Consider the following 14,800-nt stretch of genomic DNA (forward strand, 5'->3'; position numbering starts at 1 on the left):
TTGTCGTTCATGCTGCCACCGTGGTCATTGCGCCGGTTGGGAGACCCCTTCCAGCCGCACTTCCACCCGCCGATCCGGTGCCAGACAGGCGATCAGCGCCGGTTTGGAGCCGCTGCTGCAGTTGTTGCCGGTGATCGGAGAGGACTTGCCGCGCCCCTCAACCCGCACCTTGTCGGCAAACAGTCCCTTGGCGATCAGGTAGTCGGCGACGCTGCGGGCGCGCTGCTCGGAGAGCGCCTGGTTGTAGGCGTCGGAGCCGATGCGATCGGTGTGGCCGATCACGGTCGCCACCCCGTCTTTCGGATTGGCCGCCACTATCTGGCTGAACAGGTTGTCGAGCGCCTGGCTGGCAGCCGGCTTCAGGGTCGCCTTGTTGAACTCGAACAACACGTCCGAGCTCAGGCTGAAGGTCTTGGGCACCACCACCACGGCGGGAGCAGGCGCCGCAGCCGGGGCCGGTGCGGGCGCCGCCACTTCGCCGCCCTGCTGGCCGAAGCGATAGAGCATGGCAAACGCCAGCATGCCGTTGTCCATCTCGATGCCGGCACGATCGAGGGAGGTATCCCCGAGCGGGGTGGTGTACTGGTATTCGAGGCGGGCGGCCCAGTCACGGTCGATGGCGTATTCGGCCCCCAGCGCCCCGACGAACACGGCGCCATGCTTGTTGCCGGTATCCTTGATGAAGTCGGTGGCCGTCTGGGCCGACAGTTCGCTGTTGGTCCAGGCGTAACCGCCGCCGATACGGCCGTAGAGATCCAGCACATCGTTGACCGGGAACCCTATCTTCATGGTGGTCTGGATCATCTGGCTCTTGGCTTCCCCTTCCACCCTCACCCCGCTCAATTCGCCGGACGAGGTGTACTTGCCGAACCAGTCATAGCCGAATTCGAAGCCCAGGTTGGGGTTGAGCTGATAGCCGGCAAAGGCGCCCAGCCCGAGCGTATCCTTGCTGGTGCTGGTGTTCTGCAGCGCCCCCAGGGTGTCGGAGACGACCTGCTTCTGATCCACGTCGAAGAACTTGGACCAGCCGGCCTTGCCGCCGGCGTACCAGGTGTTGTCCTGAGCGGCAGCCTGCACGGCCCCGCTGACGAGCAGGCCGCTGACCAGCACGGCAAGTATCGATTTGTTCATGGTGAAAGCCTCTGCAATGAGTCGTGATGGGCGCTCTTGCGCCTCTCTTCCCTGATGGGGCAAACCCGGCCCCGTCCATCAGGTTATCCCATCTGTTGCCAGCCTCAAATGACTTGGGACTCAAGAGTGTGAAGCGCCCGGCATTCCCGGCAGGAAAACGCCCCATGCAGGGGGTATCCGCGGATGTGCTGGCCAGCGCCATGAAAAAGGGAGGCCGATGGCCTCCCTCTTGTTGCTCGCAACCCACCTAGCTGGCCAGAAACAGCCGGTAGGCGGGGTCGTCACTCACCTCTTTCCAGCCGTAGCCAATCTCGTGCAGGTAGTCGTGGAAGGCGGCCACGTCCTCGTCCGGCAGCTCGAAGGCACAGAGCACCCGGCCATAGTCGGCACCGTGGTTGCGGTAGTGGAACAGGCTGATGTTCCAGCGGCAGCCGAGGGTCTCCAGAAAGCGCATCAAAGCGCCCGGCTGCTCCGGAAACTTGAAGCTGTAGAGGCGTTCACCGAGGGGCCGGGCCGGGCGGCCGCCAATCATGTAACGCACGTGGTTCTTGGCCAGCTCGCTCTCGGTCATGTTGACCACCGGATAGCCGTTGCCACCGAGCTGATCGATGATCTGGCCCAGCTCCTCGTCACCGCCGGTGAGGCGCACCGAGACGAACAGCGACGCCTGCTCGGCATCGGCGTAGCGATAGTTGAACTCGGTCACCATGCGGGGCCCCAGCTGACGGCAGAAGTCGAGGAAGGCCCCTTTGCGCTCGGGGATGGTCACCGCCAGCATGCCCTCGCGCTTCTCGCCGATCTCGCAGCGCTCTGACACGTAGCGCAGGCTGTGGAAGTTGACGTTGGCACCGGACAAAATGGCCGCCATCCGCCCCCCTTTCACCTGCTCCCGCTCGCTGTAGGCCTTGAGGCCCGCCAGCGAGAGAGCCCCCGACGGCTCGGCGATGGCACGGCAGTCGTCGAAGATGTCTTTCAGCGCGGCGCAGATCTGGTCGTTGGAGACGGTCACCACTTCGTCCAGATACTGGTTGCAGAGGCGGAAGGTCTCTTCGCCGATGCGCTTGACCGCCACCCCGTCCGCAAACAGCGAGACTCGCTCCAGATTGACTGGCTCGCCAGCCGCCAGCGCGGCCTTGAGACAGGCGGAACCCTCCGCCTCCACCCCGATCACCTTCACATCCGGCAGCAGCTGCTTGATGTAGACCGCCACCCCGGCAGCCAGGCCGCCGCCGCCCACCGGCACGAAGACGTGGGTAAGGTGGGTATCCTGCTCCAGCAGCTCCTTGCCGATGGTGCCCTGGCCGGCGATCACCTCGACGTCGTCAAACGGCGGGATCAGGGTGTAGCCCTCCAACTCGGCAAGGCGGCGGCTCTCGCCGTAGGCCTCGTCGAAGCTGTTGCCAAACAGCATGACGTTGCCACCCTGCCGGCGCACCGCGTCAATCTTGATGTCCGGCGTGGTCTTGGGCATCACGATGATCGCCTTGATGCCGAGCTTGGCGGCCGACAGGGCGACCCCCTGCGCGTGGTTACCGGCGGAGGCGGCGATGACGCCGCGCGCCTTCTGCTCCTCGGTCAGAGTGGCGATCTTGTGGTAGGCGCCGCGCAGCTTGAAGGAGTGGACCGGTTGCAGGTCCTCCCGCTTCAGGCTGACGTGATTGCCGAGCCGCTCGGAGAGTTTCTTCAGGGTTTGCAGGGGGGTGACTCGCGCCGCCTCATAGACGGGGGAAAGCAGCACCTTGCGTAGATAATCCGCCGCAGAGACCATGGTTTATTCCCCCAGCATCGAGCGATCGCGCACCGCACCTTTATCGGCACTGGTGGCGAACATGGCGTAGGCGCGCAGGGCAAAGGAGACCGGACGCTGGCGATCGAGCGGCTTCCAGCCACGGGCTTCGACGGCGACGCGGCGGGCAGCCAGCACGCTGTCGGCCACCTCCAGCACCATGCTGCGAGCCGGAATGTCGATGTTGATGATGTCGCCATCCTCCACCAGACCGATAGTGCCGCCGGAGGCCGCCTCCGGCGAGACGTGGCCGATGGAGAGGCCAGAGGTACCGCCGGAGAAGCGACCGTCGGTGATCAGGGCGCACGCCTTGCCGAGCCCCATGGATTTCAGATAGGTGGTGGGATAGAGCATCTCCTGCATGCCTGGGCCCCCTTTCGGGCCTTCGTAGCGGATCACCACCACTTCACCGGCCTTGACGGTGCCGTCCAGAATGCCGGCAACCGCCGTGTCCTGGCTCTCGAATACCCGGGCCGGGCCACGGAAGGTGAGGTTCTCCTCATCCACCCCGGCGGTCTTGACGATGGCACCGTTCAGCGCCAGGTTGCCGGCGAGCACGGCCAGGCCCCCTTCCAGGCTGTAGGCGTTGTCCAGCGAGCGGATGCAGCCTTCGGCTCTGTCTAGATCCAGCTCGGGCCAGCGGCAATCCTGGCTGAAGGCCTTGGTGGTGCGGATCCCGGCCGGGCCGGCGCGGTAGAAGTCCACCACCTCCTGACTCGGCTGGCGGCTGACGTCATATTCGGCCAGCAGCTCCACCAGCGAAGTGCCCAGCACGTTGCGGGTATCCCCATGCACCAGACCCGCCTTCTCCAGCTGGCCCAGAATCGCCACCACGCCGCCGGCGCGGTGCACATCTTCCATGTGGTATTTCTGGGTGGAGGGCGCCACCTTGCAGAGCTGCGGCACCTTGCGCGACATGCGGTCGATGTCGGCCATGGTGAAGTCGACGCCCGCCTCCTGGGCCGCCGCCAGCAGGTGCAGCACGGTGTTGGTGGAGCCGCCCATGGCGATGTCGAGCGCCATGGCGTTCTCGAACGCCGCCTTGGTGGCGATGTTGCGCGGCAGCGCCGACGCATCGTCCTGCTCATACCAGCGCTTGGCCAGGGTCACGATGCGCTGGCCCGCCAGCTTGAACAGCTGCTCGCGGTCGCTGTGGGTTGCCAGCAGGGAACCGTTGCCCGGCTGGGAGAGACCCAGCGCCTCGGTCAGACAGTTCATGGAGTTGGCGGTGAACATGCCGGAGCAGGAGCCGCAGGTGGGGCAGGCGCTGCGTTCCACCTGATCGCTCTGGGCATCGGAAACCTTGGGGTCGGCGCCCTGGATCATGGCGTCCACCAGATCCAGCTTGATGATCTGGTCGGAGAGCTTGGTCTTGCCCGCTTCCATCGGGCCGCCGGAGACGAAGATCACCGGGATGTTGATGCGCAGGGCGGCCATCAGCATCCCAGGGGTGATCTTGTCGCAGTTGGAGATGCAGACCATGGCGTCGGCGCAGTGGGCGTTGACCATGTACTCCACCGAGTCGGCAATCAGCTCGCGCGACGGCAGGGAGTAGAGCATGCCGCCGTGGCCCATGGCGATGCCGTCATCCACGGCGATGGTGTTGAACTCCTTGGCGACGCCGCCAGCGGCTTCAATTTCGCGCGCCACCAGCTGACCCAGATCCTTGAGGTGAACGTGGCCCGGCACGAACTGGGTGAAGGAGTTGACCACGGCGATGATGGGCTTGCCGAAATCCTGATCGGTCATTCCGGTGGCGCGCCACAGGGCGCGGGCCCCGGCCATGTTACGTCCGTGGGTGGTGGTGGCGGATCTCAACTTCGGCATGTCTCTACTCCCTGAATGCCCAGCGGGCTCATTATCTTTGGAAATGAAAAAGTGACTCTCGGATCGGGAATCGATCCTGGTGAGGACACAGCGCAGTGCCCTGACCGGAAGCGACTCGGGGAGGCATGACGCCTCCCCTCTCTCATCAGTCGTTGACGGGCGTCAGCCAGCCCCACTTGTCTTCGGTCTGGCCATTGAACAGGCCGAAGAAGGCGTTCTGCAGCTGTTCGGTCACCGGGCCGCGGCAACCAGCGCCCACCTTCATCCGATCGACGGAGCGCACCGGGGTCACCTCTGCCGCCGTGCCGGTCATGAAGATTTCGTCTGCCACATAGAGCGCCTCGCGGGGCAGCGCCTGCTCGCGCACCTCGTAACCAAGATCGCGGGCCAGCGTCATGATGGTGTCACGGGTGATGCCGGGCAGGATGGCGGCGGTAGCGGGCGGGGTGAACAGCACGCCGTTCTTCACCAGGAACAGGTTCTCCCCCGCCCCTTCGCTCAGGTAGCCGTTCACGTCCAGCGCCAGCCCCTCGGCGAAGCCGTTGCGCTTGGCCTCGCGGCTGATCAGCTGGGAGGAGAGATAGTTGCCGCCCGCCTTGGCACCGGTGGGAATGGTGTTGGGAGCGAGCCGGTTCCAGGAGGTGACGCAGACATCCACCCCGTTTTTCAGCCCCTCCTCCCCCAGATAGGCGCCCCACGGCAGGGCGGCCACCATCAGGTCGGCCTTGGCATCCAGCGGCGGATGCAGCCCCAGCCCCACGTTGCCGACAAAGGCCAGCGGGCGCAGATAGCCGCTCTTCAGGCCGTTCTCGCGCACCACGGTGCGGCAGGCTTCATTCACATCGGCCTCGCTGTAGGGAACGTCCATCCAGTAGATCCTGGCGGAGTCGAACAGGCGGCGGGTGTGCTCCTGCAGGCGGAAGATGCAGGTACCCTTGGGGGTATCGTAGGCGCGCACCCCTTCAAACACCGAGGATCCATAGTGCAGGGCGTGGCTCATCACGTGCACCTGGGCATCCTGCCAGGGCACCAGTTTGCCGTTGAACCAGATGTATTGCGGGTGAGTGGCGGATTGGGAAGGCTGTGACATTGGCTTGGCTCCTTAAGCTCTGATCCGGGGTTGCTGTTCCAGTGCATCGACCCGGGAAACGTCCACCAGCTTCACCAGCTGGCTCCACAACTGCTGGATGGGACGCACCGACTCGACAGTAACCGTGATCCGCAGCTGTTGGCAATCCTGCTCCATGTTGAGGGCGCAGAGGTTGAAACCGCGGTGACGCACCACCCGCAGCACCCGCTCCATCACTTCGGGTCTGGGCTGGGCATGGATTTGCAAGGTATTGAACTGACTCATGGGCGTTGCTCCATCATCTGGTGGTTGGCGACTCCTGGCGGAACCAGGGGCCAGACGTTTTCTTCCTCTGAAATGGCCACATGCAGCAGGTAGGCACTCTCGCTGGCCAGCAGGCGATCGAGGGCACCGGCTATCTGATCCTTGCATGTGATGGTTTCGCCGGGGATGCCGAAGGCGGCAGCCAGGGCGATGAAATCGGGGTTGTCGGAGAGGATGGTCTCGCTGTAGCGGCCGTCGAAGAACAGCTCCTGCCACTGGCGCACCATGCCGAGGCGCTGGTTGTCCAGCAGCACCATCTTCACCTTGAGCTGGGCCCGGCGGATGGTGCCGAGCTCCTGCACGTTCATCATGAAAGAGCCGTCACCGCTCACCAGCACCACTTCATCCTCCGGGCGCGACATCTTGGCGCCGATGGCGGCCGGCAGGCCGAAGCCCATGGTGCCGAGACCGGCGCTGGAGAGGTGGTTGCGCGGACTGGTGAAGCGCATGTGCTGGGCCACCCACATCTGGTGCTGACCCACGTCGCAGGCCACCACGCTGGTCTCCGGCAACCTGGCGGAGAGCTGCTTGAGCAGCGCCGGGGCATAGATGGGCTGGCCGGGATGGTCGTAGCGAAAGGCGTACTCGCGGGCCATGTTCGCGCAGTGCTCACGCCAGGGGTCGATGGCAAGGGACATGGCGAGGCGCGGCAGCACCTGTTTGAGATCCTGGGTGATGCCCACCTCGGCGGCGCGGCGCTTGCCGAACTCGGCGGCGTCCACATCCAGGTGGATCACCTTGGCTTCGGGGGCGAACGCCTCCAGCTTGCCGGTCACCCGATCATCGAAACGGGCACCCACCACCAGCAGCAAGTCGCACTGCTGCACCGCATAGTTGGCAGCCTTGGTACCGTGCATGCCGAGCATGCCAAGGTAAACGGGGCTGTCGGGGTCGAGTGCACCGATCCCCTTGAGGGTGGTGACCGCAGGCATGCCGGTGGCGGCGGCAAACTCGCGCAGTTGCTGCTCGGCATTGGCCATGCCTACCCCGCCACCGACGTAGAGCACCGGGCGCTTGGCGGCGGCCAGCAGGGTACGGGCGGCAGTCAGTTCGGCCTGGCTCAGGTGCTCGGGCTCTCCCACCGCAAACAGCGGGCTCTGGGTTGGCACCTTGGCCAGTTGCACATCCTTGGGCAGGTCGATCAGTACAGGGCCCGGGCGCCCCTCACTGGCGATGGCGAAGGCTTCGGCGATCACCTGCGGCAGATCGGCCACGTCCGTCACCATGAAGGAGTGCTTGGTGCAGGAGAGAGACATGCCGAGCACGTCGACCTCCTGAAACGCATCGGTCCCGACGGCGGCGCAGGGCACCTGACCACTGATGGCCACCAGCGGCACCGAATCGAGCAGCGCCTCCGCGAGGCCAGTCACCAGATTGGTGGCGCCGGGACCAGAGGTGGCGATACAGACCCCCACCTGACCGGAGGCGCGGGCATAACCCACCGCCGCCATGGCGGCACCCTGCTCGTGGCGGCAGAGCTGATGGGCCAGGCCACCGTCATACAGGGCATCGTAGACCGGCATGATGGCCCCGCCCGGGTAACCAAACACCTGAGTCACACCCTGTTGTTTGAGAGCCTGTACCAAAAACTGCGCGCCGTTCATCTGGAAAATCCTGTCCTGTGGTCGAAAAAAAACCCCCGAGCTGTGAGGCTCGGGGGTCGCTTGTTTCGTTCTGTCCGGTGGTGGGTCTATCCCTTGTTCCGTGCAGCTAAACGAGCCCCGAGCGGTGAGATAATAATCACCACTAGGACCACAATAATGCTGACGAAACGGGAGGCCATGTTCATAGTTACAACCGGAAATCCTGTGAAATTGGGCGGTTTTTACCGCGAATGGCTATTAGAACTAGCACGGTGATTTTTATTGGGCAAGCGTTTTTTGCCTGACAAGACTCTGATTTTGACTGAGTCCGAACGCGTCGATTGGAACAAAAAACTAATAAAAAACGGTTAACCAGCACATACATCAAACCAAGGACGGGATTTATGTCATTAGCTGTGGTTTATAGCCGTGCCAGCTTGGGTGTCGCGGCCCCGCAAGTGACGGTGGAGGTGCACCTCTCCAACGGTTTGCCCGCCTTCAACATGGTGGGCCTGCCGGAAACCTCGGTGAAGGAGTCGCGGGATCGGGTGCGCAGCGCCCTGCTCAACGGCAATTTCGAGTTCCCGAGCAAACACATCACGGTCAATCTGGCCCCCGCCGATCTGCCCAAGGAGGGGGGCCGTTTCGATCTGGCCATCGCCATCGGCATTCTCGCCGCTTCCAAGCAGATACCCGCAAAATACCTGCTCGATCACGAATTTTTAGGCGAACTGGCCCTGACCGGCGAGATCCGCCCCGTGCTCGGGGTACTGCCCGCCGTGCTCGCCTGCCGCGACGCGGGGCGCACCCTGCTGGTACCGCGAGAAAACGGCCCCGAGGCCTCCCTCATTCAGGATGCCGAGGTGCGCACCGCCCATCAGCTGCTGGCCGTCACCGCCTGGCTGGCGGGCCAGTACGAACTGCCGCTGCCGGATCCCCAGACCACGGATACCCTGCCCGATGTGCCGGACCTGCAGGACGTGATCGGCCAGTCCCAGGCCAAACGGGCGCTGGAGATCGCCGCCGCCGGCAGCCACAACCTGCTGTTCATCGGCCCGCCCGGCACTGGCAAGAGCATGCTGGCCAGCCGCTTGCCCGGCATCTTGCCGCCGCTGAGCGAACAAGAGGCACAGCAGACCGCCGCCATTCACTCCATCGGCGGCCTCACCCCGCGCGCCGGTCACTGGCATCACAGACCCTACCGTACGCCGCACCACAGCGCCTCGGCCGTGGCGCTGGTGGGGGGTGGCAGCCACCCGCGGCCCGGTGAAATATCCCTGGCCCACAACGGGGTGCTGTTTCTGGATGAACTGCCCGAGTTCGAGCGCAAGGTGCTCGACTCCCTGCGCGAGCCGCTGGAGACCGGCCACATCACCATCAGCCGGGCCGCCCGCCAGGTCGATTTCCCCGCCCGCTTCCAGCTGGTCGGCGCCATGAATCCCAGCCCTTGCGGCCACTATGGCGATGGCCAGACCCGCTCCAGCCCGGATCAGATCCTGCGCTACCTCGGCAAGCTCTCCGGCCCCTTTCTCGACCGCTTCGACCTGACGGTGGAGGTGCCACTGCTGCCCAAGGGCAGCCTGACCGGCAAGTCGGAGCGGGGGGAGTCGAGCCAGCAGATCCGCGAACGGGTGCTGGGGGCGCGGGAGCGCATGCTGAGCCGCAACGGCAAACTCAACAACCTGCTTGATAGCCGTGAAATCGAAGAAATTTGCCGCTTGTCGCCGCAGGATGCCGAGTTTCTGGAGAACGCCATCCAGAAGCTGGGGCTCAGCATCCGGGCCTGGCACCGCATCCTGCGGGTATCGCGCACCATAGCCGATCTGGCAGGACGACAGGCCATCGAGAAGGAGCACCTGATCGAGGCGCTCGGCTACCGGGCCATGGACCGGCTGCTGTCACGGCTGCGCAGCGGCTGATACGGGGCAGGAAGCGACCCCGATGGCCCCTCGCATGGTCTCGCGGGCCATCGGCTGATATTATGGCCACAGATCTGACCACTTGATGGCCCCTTATCGACAGCAAGACGGACCCGACCCATGCCCAACAAGCTGATTGAGCGACTGCGCGGCAGCCTCTCGACCCTGCTCTATTTTCTCAACACCCTGTTCTGGTTTATCCCCATCCTCACGCTGGGCCTGCTCAAGTTGTTGCTGCCCCTCAAGGGCTGGCGCACCTTCTGCAACGCGCTGCTGGATGGCAGTGCCGGCTGCTGGATCGGTTTCAACAACCTGATCCAGAAAACCATCATCAGAACCCCTTTCGATGTGGTCGGAGTGGACAAAGGGCGCCGGAATGAGTGGTATATGGTGATTGCCAACCATCAATCCTGGGTCGACATACTGGTACTGCAGCGGATTTTTAATCAAAAAATCCCCTTCCTGAAGTTTTTCCTCAAGAAAGAACTGATTTGGGTACCTTTTCTCGGCCTGGCCTGGTGGGCGCTGGATTTCCCCTTCATGCGGCGATATTCGCGCAAATTGCTGGAAAAGAAGCCGCATTTGAAGGGAAAAGACATAGAGACCACGCGCCAGGCCTGTGCCAAGTTCCGCCATATTCCGGTGAGTGTGATGAACTTCGTGGAGGGCACCCGCTTCACCGCCCGCAAACACGACAAACAGGCGGCACCCTATCGCCACCTGCTGCACCCGCGGGCTGGCGGCATCGCCTTCACCCTGGCGGCCATGGGTGATCAGCTGCACAAGCTGGTGGATGTGACCATCGCCTATCCGGACGGCATCCCCAGTTACTGGGACTTCATGTGCGGTCGGGTCAAGGAGATCAAGGTTCGAGTCCGCTTTTTGCCGATCGAACGCAATCTGGTGGGGGATTACTTCAATGACCCCGAGTTCCAACAAGAGTTTCAACAGTGGCTGAACGGGATCTGGCACGAGAAGGACCAAACCCTGGATCAGCTGCTGGCGGACAAGACGCCCTCAACGACGCCATGCTAACCCTGCTCCCGGGTCCGCTGGTGCTGCTCATCAGCGCCGGCCTGACCATACTGTTTACCGCCCTGTGCGCCAGCCTGATCCTGCTGGTGTCACTGGCCAAGCTGCTGCTGCCGATCCCGGCCTTTGGCCGTGCCTGCAGTCGCCTCAACAACCGTTTCATGCGCCTGTGGCTGGCCTGCAACGCCCTGGTGATCCGCCTCACCACCCGCATCGACTGGCAGGTGGAGGATGACACCCGGCTGCGCAAGGATGGCTGGTATCTGATCGTCAGCAACCACATGAGCTGGACCGATATCGTGGTGCTGGGTCATCTGTTTCGCGACCGGCTGCCGGTGCCCAAGTTCTTCATGAAGCACGAGCTCATCTACATCCCGCTGCTGGGACTGGCCTGCTGGGGGCTCGACATGCCCTTTATGCGTCGCTACTCACGGGAGTTTTTGCTGAGGAACCCGCATCTGCGGGGCAAGGATATCGAGACCACCCGCAACGCCTGCGAGAAGTTTCGCCACATCCCCACCACCGTCATCAACTTCGTGGAGGGGACCCGCTTCACCGAGGCGAAGCGCGACGCCTCCCGCTCCCGTTACCAGCACCTGATGTCGCCCAAGGCGGCCGGGTTGGCCTTCACCCTGGCGGCCATGGGAGAGCAGTTCGACAGCCTGATCAACGTCACCATCAGCTACCCGGACAACCCCGAAACCCCCTTCAAGGATTTCCTGATGGGGCGGATGAAGCGCATCCGGGTACGGATCGAGGAGCTGCCGGTGGATGAGCAGCTGGTGGGGGATTACTTCAACGACAAGCAGTTCAAACGCAGCTTCCAGCAGTGGCTGAACCAGCGCTGGCAGGAGAAAGACGCCGTGCTGGCGCAGTGGCAGGCAGCCGATGCGGCGGCTCAGGCCGAGCCGCAGGCAGCCAAGGCGAGCGCCGAGGCCAGCTCGGGCAGCTGAGCCTCGCTGAACACCCGGATGCCGTGGCGGCGCAGCAGGGCCGTGGTCATGCCCTCACCCGCCACAGAGACACCCTCGAAGCGGCCGTTGTAGATGCGGCCGCTGCCGCAGGAGGGGCTCCCCTCCTTCAGCAGGGCGAAGCGAATGCCCTGAGCCTGGCAGAGTTGCAGCGCCAGCCGGGCGCCGTGAGCGAACTCTGCCGTCACATCCACACCACTCTCGGTCACCACCCGCTCGCCTTGCCGTTCGGCAGGGGGGCGCGGGGTCGGCAGGCCACCCGCCACCTCGGGGCAAAACGCCAGCGCTCGTCCTTCAGCCCCTAGCTCGCGCAGCCAGTCGCTGACAATGCCCTTGCTCTGGCCGTCGTAGCGCACCGGCTGGCCCAGCAAGCAGGCGCTGACCAGCACCTTGTGTACGCTGGTCCCACTCATGCTTTGCTCCCTCGCTGGCTAAAACCTGGTCCCTCGTAGCGCAACGAACATGGACCCAGCAGACAAGCGCTGACCAGCACACGAACAGGGGATGAGCTCATGCTTCCGCTCCGTTCATCACCTGATCGAACATCACGCAGCAGGGGCTCTCCATCCGGTAGAGAATGGCGGGGCGCTGCTTGCCGGTACGCTTGCGACCGGTATCCAGCAGGATGCCGGCACGGTGGATCCGCTTGCGAAATGCCGCCGTGTTCATCGGCGTCTGCAGGATGATTTCGAAGGCCCGCTGCACCTCGGAGAGGGTGAACTCGGCACCCAGCAGTTGCAGCGGCAAGGTGCTGTAACGGCTCTTGATCCGCAGCCGCTCCAGCCCCCGGGCAATCAGCTGGGTGTGGTCGAAGGCGAGGCTGAGCCCCGGCAGGTCACAGAGCGGATGCCAGCAACCGTGCACGACCTCGACCTCGGAGTCCACCAGACAGAGATAGACCAGGGTGGTGGACCAGCCACGGGGATCCCGCTCCAGATTGCCGAGGGTGCAGACCTGTTCGCTGTAGCAGTGGCCAAGCCCCCACTCGGTCAGCAGGCGATGGCGAGCCGCGTCCAGATCCCGATCCCGGGTCTCGTCGATGCGCAGCGCCGGCAGTTGCCAGCAGTGGGCAAAGGGTGGGCGATCACGGGTCTCAAGCAGCAGCTCGAGCCGCTCCTCGTTCAACCGCAGCACCACCATATCCAGACTCATTCTCAACATGCCGATCGCCCTGCTCGCCTTCGATTAATGTTTGGTAGATAATATCACACGAATAGTATGTGCAGGAGCCACTCAATGGGAACCGTCGCCAGCCTGGATATTGATGCGCAGAAGGGCTTTACCCCCCTCTGCCCGAACGAACTGCCCGTCGCGGGCGGGGATGATATTGTGGCTGCGCTCAACGCTCAGGCCACCCTCGCCAGCCTGCGGATCGGCAGCAAGGATTCGCATCCCGCCAACGCCGCCTGGGCCGTCAGCGATCCCGCCGGCATGTTGCTGCCGCTGGACTTGCCCAACGCCGACCTCACCTGGCCGGTGCACTGCGTGCCGGGTACCCGCGGTTTCGAACTGCTCGACGGCCTGCCGGCCCCGGTCGATTACGACTTCTTCGTCTGGAAGGGGGTCGAGCCGGATCTGCACCCCTACGGCACCTGCTTCCACGATCTGGCCGAGCGCCGCAGCACAGGACTCATCGAGTTTCTGCACGCCCGCGGCGTCACTACCGTGCTGGCCGGCGGCCTCGCCACCGACTACTGCGTCAAGACCAGCGTGCTGCAACTGCGCCGCGCCGGCTTCCGGGTGATCGTCCATCTCGATGCCTGTCGTGGCATCGCTCCCGAGACGGTTGCCAGCGCCCACACCCAGATGATCGAGGCCGGCGCCGAACTCGCCCAGAGCCTGATCGATGTACAACGCCTGCTGGACGCCTGATATGCCCCTCATTCTCATCAGCCTGCCCGATACCGGCGTCTGCAATCTACAAAAGCGGCAGGGGAGCGCTCTTGCGTTCACCCGCCTGCGGGGAGTCTGATATGCCACCCATACTCAACAGCCTGCTCGATACAGATGCTTACAAGCTGCACATGCAGCAGGCGGTGTTCCATCGCTATCCGGATGCCGAGGTGGTGGCCGAGTTCCACAGCCGCAACGAAGAGGATCTGCTGCCCATGATGGGCCAGATCGAGGAGCAGCTGCACCTCGCCGGCTCGCTGCGGCTGACCAGGCCCGAGCTCAACTTCCTGGCCGAGCGCCCCTTCTTTACCGCCGATTACCTCGACCACCTGCGTCGCAAGCCGCTGGATGCCTCCCTGCTCAAGGTGTTCGAGCAGGACGGTCGCATCAACGTGCGGGTCGAGGGCCCCTGGCAGGACGTGATCCTGTGGGAGATCCCGGTGCTCGCCATCATCAGCGAGATGCGCAACCGCTTCCGCTACCCCCAGTTCGGCGTCACTCAGGCGCTGGAGCGGCTCGATCAGAAGATCGACAAGCTGGAGCGGGAGCTGAGCCGGGAGGAGATGAGCGAGTTCAACCTCATCGACTTCGGCACCCGGCGCCGTTTCTCCCTCGCGGTGCAGGATGCGGTGGTGGGTCGCCTCAAGGAGCGGCTGCCGGCGTTTCGCGGCACCAGCAACTACCTGCTGGCCCAGAAGTACGGCTTGCCGGCGGTGGGTACCCAGGCCCACGAGTGGTTCCAGGCCCACCAGCAGCTCGGCTTCCCGCTCGAGCACAGCCAGCGGGCCGCCCTCACCAGCTGGCTGGATGAATTCACCAATCACCTCGGCATCGCGCTGACCGACTGCATCACCATGGATGCCTTCCTGCGCGACTTCGACTTCGAGCTGGCCAGCCGCTATCAGGGCTTGCGCCACGACTCCGGCGATCCCGTGGTGTGGGGCGAGAAGGCCATCAGCCACTATCAGCGGCTCGGCATCGACCCCACCGAGAAGACGCTGGTGTTCTCCGATGGCCTCAACCTCGACAAGGCGGTCGAGTTGTTCCGTCACTTCCGTGGCCGCATCAACACCAGCTTCGGCATCGGCACCAAGCTCACCTGCGATCTGCCCGGCGTGAGCCCGATGAACATCGTGTTCAAGCTGATGGAGTGCAACGGCGGCCCGGTCGCCAAGATCTCCGACAGCCCCGGCAAGACCCTGTGCCGGGATGCGGACTTCATCCGCAACCTCAAGCAGGCGTTCCACGTCGGGGTCTGACTTGTG

Annotated in this window: 13 protein-coding genes; 5 read left to right on the plus strand and 8 right to left on the minus strand. The window is 64.1% G+C overall.

Annotation, left to right across the window (positions count from 1 at the left end; genetic code table 11):
• Positions 1 to 24: 24 nt before the first annotated feature.
• The 6 genes from ompA to ilvG form a co-directional block, all read right to left on the minus strand.
• Positions 25 to 1,131 (minus strand): porin OmpA, encoded by a 1,107-nt coding sequence (ompA, locus tag OKC44_RS16820; protein ID WP_270814224.1) that lies wholly within the window; start codon positions 1,129 to 1,131, stop codon positions 25 to 27.
• A 247-nt stretch (positions 1,132 to 1,378) separates the two neighbouring features.
• Positions 1,379 to 2,899 (minus strand): threonine ammonia-lyase, biosynthetic, encoded by a 1,521-nt coding sequence (gene ilvA / locus OKC44_RS16825; protein WP_011707857.1) that lies wholly within the window; start codon positions 2,897 to 2,899, stop codon positions 1,379 to 1,381.
• Positions 2,900 to 2,902: 3 nt separating this feature from the next.
• Positions 2,903 to 4,744 (minus strand): dihydroxy-acid dehydratase, encoded by a 1,842-nt coding sequence (ilvD, locus tag OKC44_RS16830; protein ID WP_270814225.1) that lies wholly within the window; start codon positions 4,742 to 4,744, stop codon positions 2,903 to 2,905.
• A gap of 145 nt (positions 4,745 to 4,889) precedes the next feature.
• A complete protein-coding gene (locus tag OKC44_RS16835; RefSeq protein ID WP_045525910.1) occupies positions 4,890 to 5,834 on the minus strand; it encodes a branched-chain amino acid transaminase in 945 nt (314 codons plus the stop codon).
• A 12-nt stretch (positions 5,835 to 5,846) separates the two neighbouring features.
• The gene (ilvM, locus tag OKC44_RS16840; RefSeq protein WP_005306810.1) at positions 5,847 to 6,098 is read right to left on the minus strand and encodes an acetolactate synthase 2 small subunit; all 252 of its coding nucleotides are present in this window, start codon (positions 6,096 to 6,098) and stop codon (positions 5,847 to 5,849) included.
• Complete coding sequence (ilvG, locus tag OKC44_RS16845; RefSeq protein WP_270814226.1) at positions 6,095 to 7,741, minus strand: acetolactate synthase 2 catalytic subunit; 1,647 nt, start codon at positions 7,739 to 7,741, stop codon at positions 6,095 to 6,097. Before ilvG ends, ilvM begins: the two co-directional genes overlap by 4 nt.
• A 383-nt stretch (positions 7,742 to 8,124) precedes the next feature.
• Here ilvG and OKC44_RS16850 point away from each other — a divergent pair, with 383 nt between their 5' ends.
• From OKC44_RS16850 to OKC44_RS16860, 3 genes are all read left to right on the plus strand, one after another.
• Entirely contained in the window at positions 8,125 to 9,639 is a 1,515-nt protein-coding gene (locus OKC44_RS16850; protein WP_106551468.1) for a YifB family Mg chelatase-like AAA ATPase, read from the plus strand.
• Positions 9,640 to 9,759: 120 nt separating this feature from the next.
• Positions 9,760 to 10,674 (plus strand): acyltransferase, encoded by a 915-nt coding sequence (locus OKC44_RS16855; RefSeq protein WP_060391012.1) that lies wholly within the window; start codon positions 9,760 to 9,762, stop codon positions 10,672 to 10,674.
• Positions 10,668 to 11,624, plus strand: coding sequence for an acyltransferase (locus tag OKC44_RS16860; RefSeq protein ID WP_065475039.1), 957 nt, complete (start codon positions 10,668 to 10,670; stop codon positions 11,622 to 11,624). The genes OKC44_RS16855 and OKC44_RS16860 overlap by 7 nt, the downstream gene beginning before the upstream one ends.
• Here the strand turns inward: OKC44_RS16860 and OKC44_RS16865 are convergent.
• Entirely contained in the window at positions 11,570 to 12,055 is a 486-nt protein-coding gene (locus OKC44_RS16865) for a DUF523 domain-containing protein (protein WP_270814228.1), read from the minus strand. The two genes, OKC44_RS16860 and OKC44_RS16865, sit on opposite strands and share 55 nt — an antisense overlap.
• A 97-nt stretch (positions 12,056 to 12,152) precedes the next feature.
• Positions 12,153 to 12,803 (minus strand): NUDIX hydrolase, encoded by a 651-nt coding sequence (locus OKC44_RS16870; RefSeq protein WP_043164002.1) that lies wholly within the window; start codon positions 12,801 to 12,803, stop codon positions 12,153 to 12,155.
• A gap of 75 nt (positions 12,804 to 12,878) precedes the next feature.
• Between OKC44_RS16870 and OKC44_RS16875 the strand changes: the two genes are divergently transcribed.
• Both OKC44_RS16875 and pncB read left to right on the plus strand, forming a co-directional pair.
• Positions 12,879 to 13,514: a nicotinamidase gene (locus OKC44_RS16875; RefSeq protein WP_011707867.1), complete on the plus strand. Its 636-nt coding sequence runs from the start codon at positions 12,879 to 12,881 to the stop codon at positions 13,512 to 13,514.
• A gap of 101 nt (positions 13,515 to 13,615) precedes the next feature.
• Positions 13,616 to 14,794: a nicotinate phosphoribosyltransferase gene (gene pncB, locus OKC44_RS16880; protein ID WP_024945521.1), complete on the plus strand. Its 1,179-nt coding sequence runs from the start codon at positions 13,616 to 13,618 to the stop codon at positions 14,792 to 14,794.
• Positions 14,795 to 14,800: the final 6 nt, after the last annotated feature.

It is taken from the genome of Aeromonas sp. S41-2, assembly GCF_027705845.1.
GTDB classification, from domain to species: Bacteria; Pseudomonadota; Gammaproteobacteria; order Enterobacterales; family Aeromonadaceae; genus Aeromonas; species Aeromonas hydrophila.

Bases quoted from the DNA above. Each gene is read 5' to 3' on its own strand.
- ilvM (WP_005306810.1), bottom strand. From the start codon at position 6,098: ATGAGTCAGTTCAATACCTTGCAAATCCATGCCCAGCCCAGACCCGAA.
- ilvD (WP_270814225.1), bottom strand. From the start codon at position 4,744: ATGCCGAAGTTGAGATCCGCCACCACCACCCACGGACGTAACATGGCC.
- ompA (WP_270814224.1), bottom strand. From the start codon at position 1,131: ATGAACAAATCGATACTTGCCGTGCTGGTCAGCGGCCTGCTCGTCAGC.
- OKC44_RS16855 (WP_060391012.1), top strand. From the start codon at position 9,760: ATGCCCAACAAGCTGATTGAGCGACTGCGCGGCAGCCTCTCGACCCTG.
- OKC44_RS16860 (WP_065475039.1), top strand. From the start codon at position 10,668: ATGCTAACCCTGCTCCCGGGTCCGCTGGTGCTGCTCATCAGCGCCGGC.
- OKC44_RS16865 (WP_270814228.1), bottom strand. From the start codon at position 12,055: ATGAGTGGGACCAGCGTACACAAGGTGCTGGTCAGCGCCTGCTTGCTG.
- OKC44_RS16875 (WP_011707867.1), top strand. From the start codon at position 12,879: ATGGGAACCGTCGCCAGCCTGGATATTGATGCGCAGAAGGGCTTTACC.
- OKC44_RS16870 (WP_043164002.1), bottom strand. From the start codon at position 12,803: ATGTTGAGAATGAGTCTGGATATGGTGGTGCTGCGGTTGAACGAGGAG.
- ilvG (WP_270814226.1), bottom strand. From the start codon at position 7,741: ATGAACGGCGCGCAGTTTTTGGTACAGGCTCTCAAACAACAGGGTGTG.
- ilvA (WP_011707857.1), bottom strand. From the start codon at position 2,899: ATGGTCTCTGCGGCGGATTATCTACGCAAGGTGCTGCTTTCCCCCGTC.
- OKC44_RS16850 (WP_106551468.1), top strand. From the start codon at position 8,125: ATGTCATTAGCTGTGGTTTATAGCCGTGCCAGCTTGGGTGTCGCGGCC.
- OKC44_RS16835 (WP_045525910.1), bottom strand. From the start codon at position 5,834: ATGTCACAGCCTTCCCAATCCGCCACTCACCCGCAATACATCTGGTTC.
- pncB (WP_024945521.1), top strand. From the start codon at position 13,616: ATGCCACCCATACTCAACAGCCTGCTCGATACAGATGCTTACAAGCTG.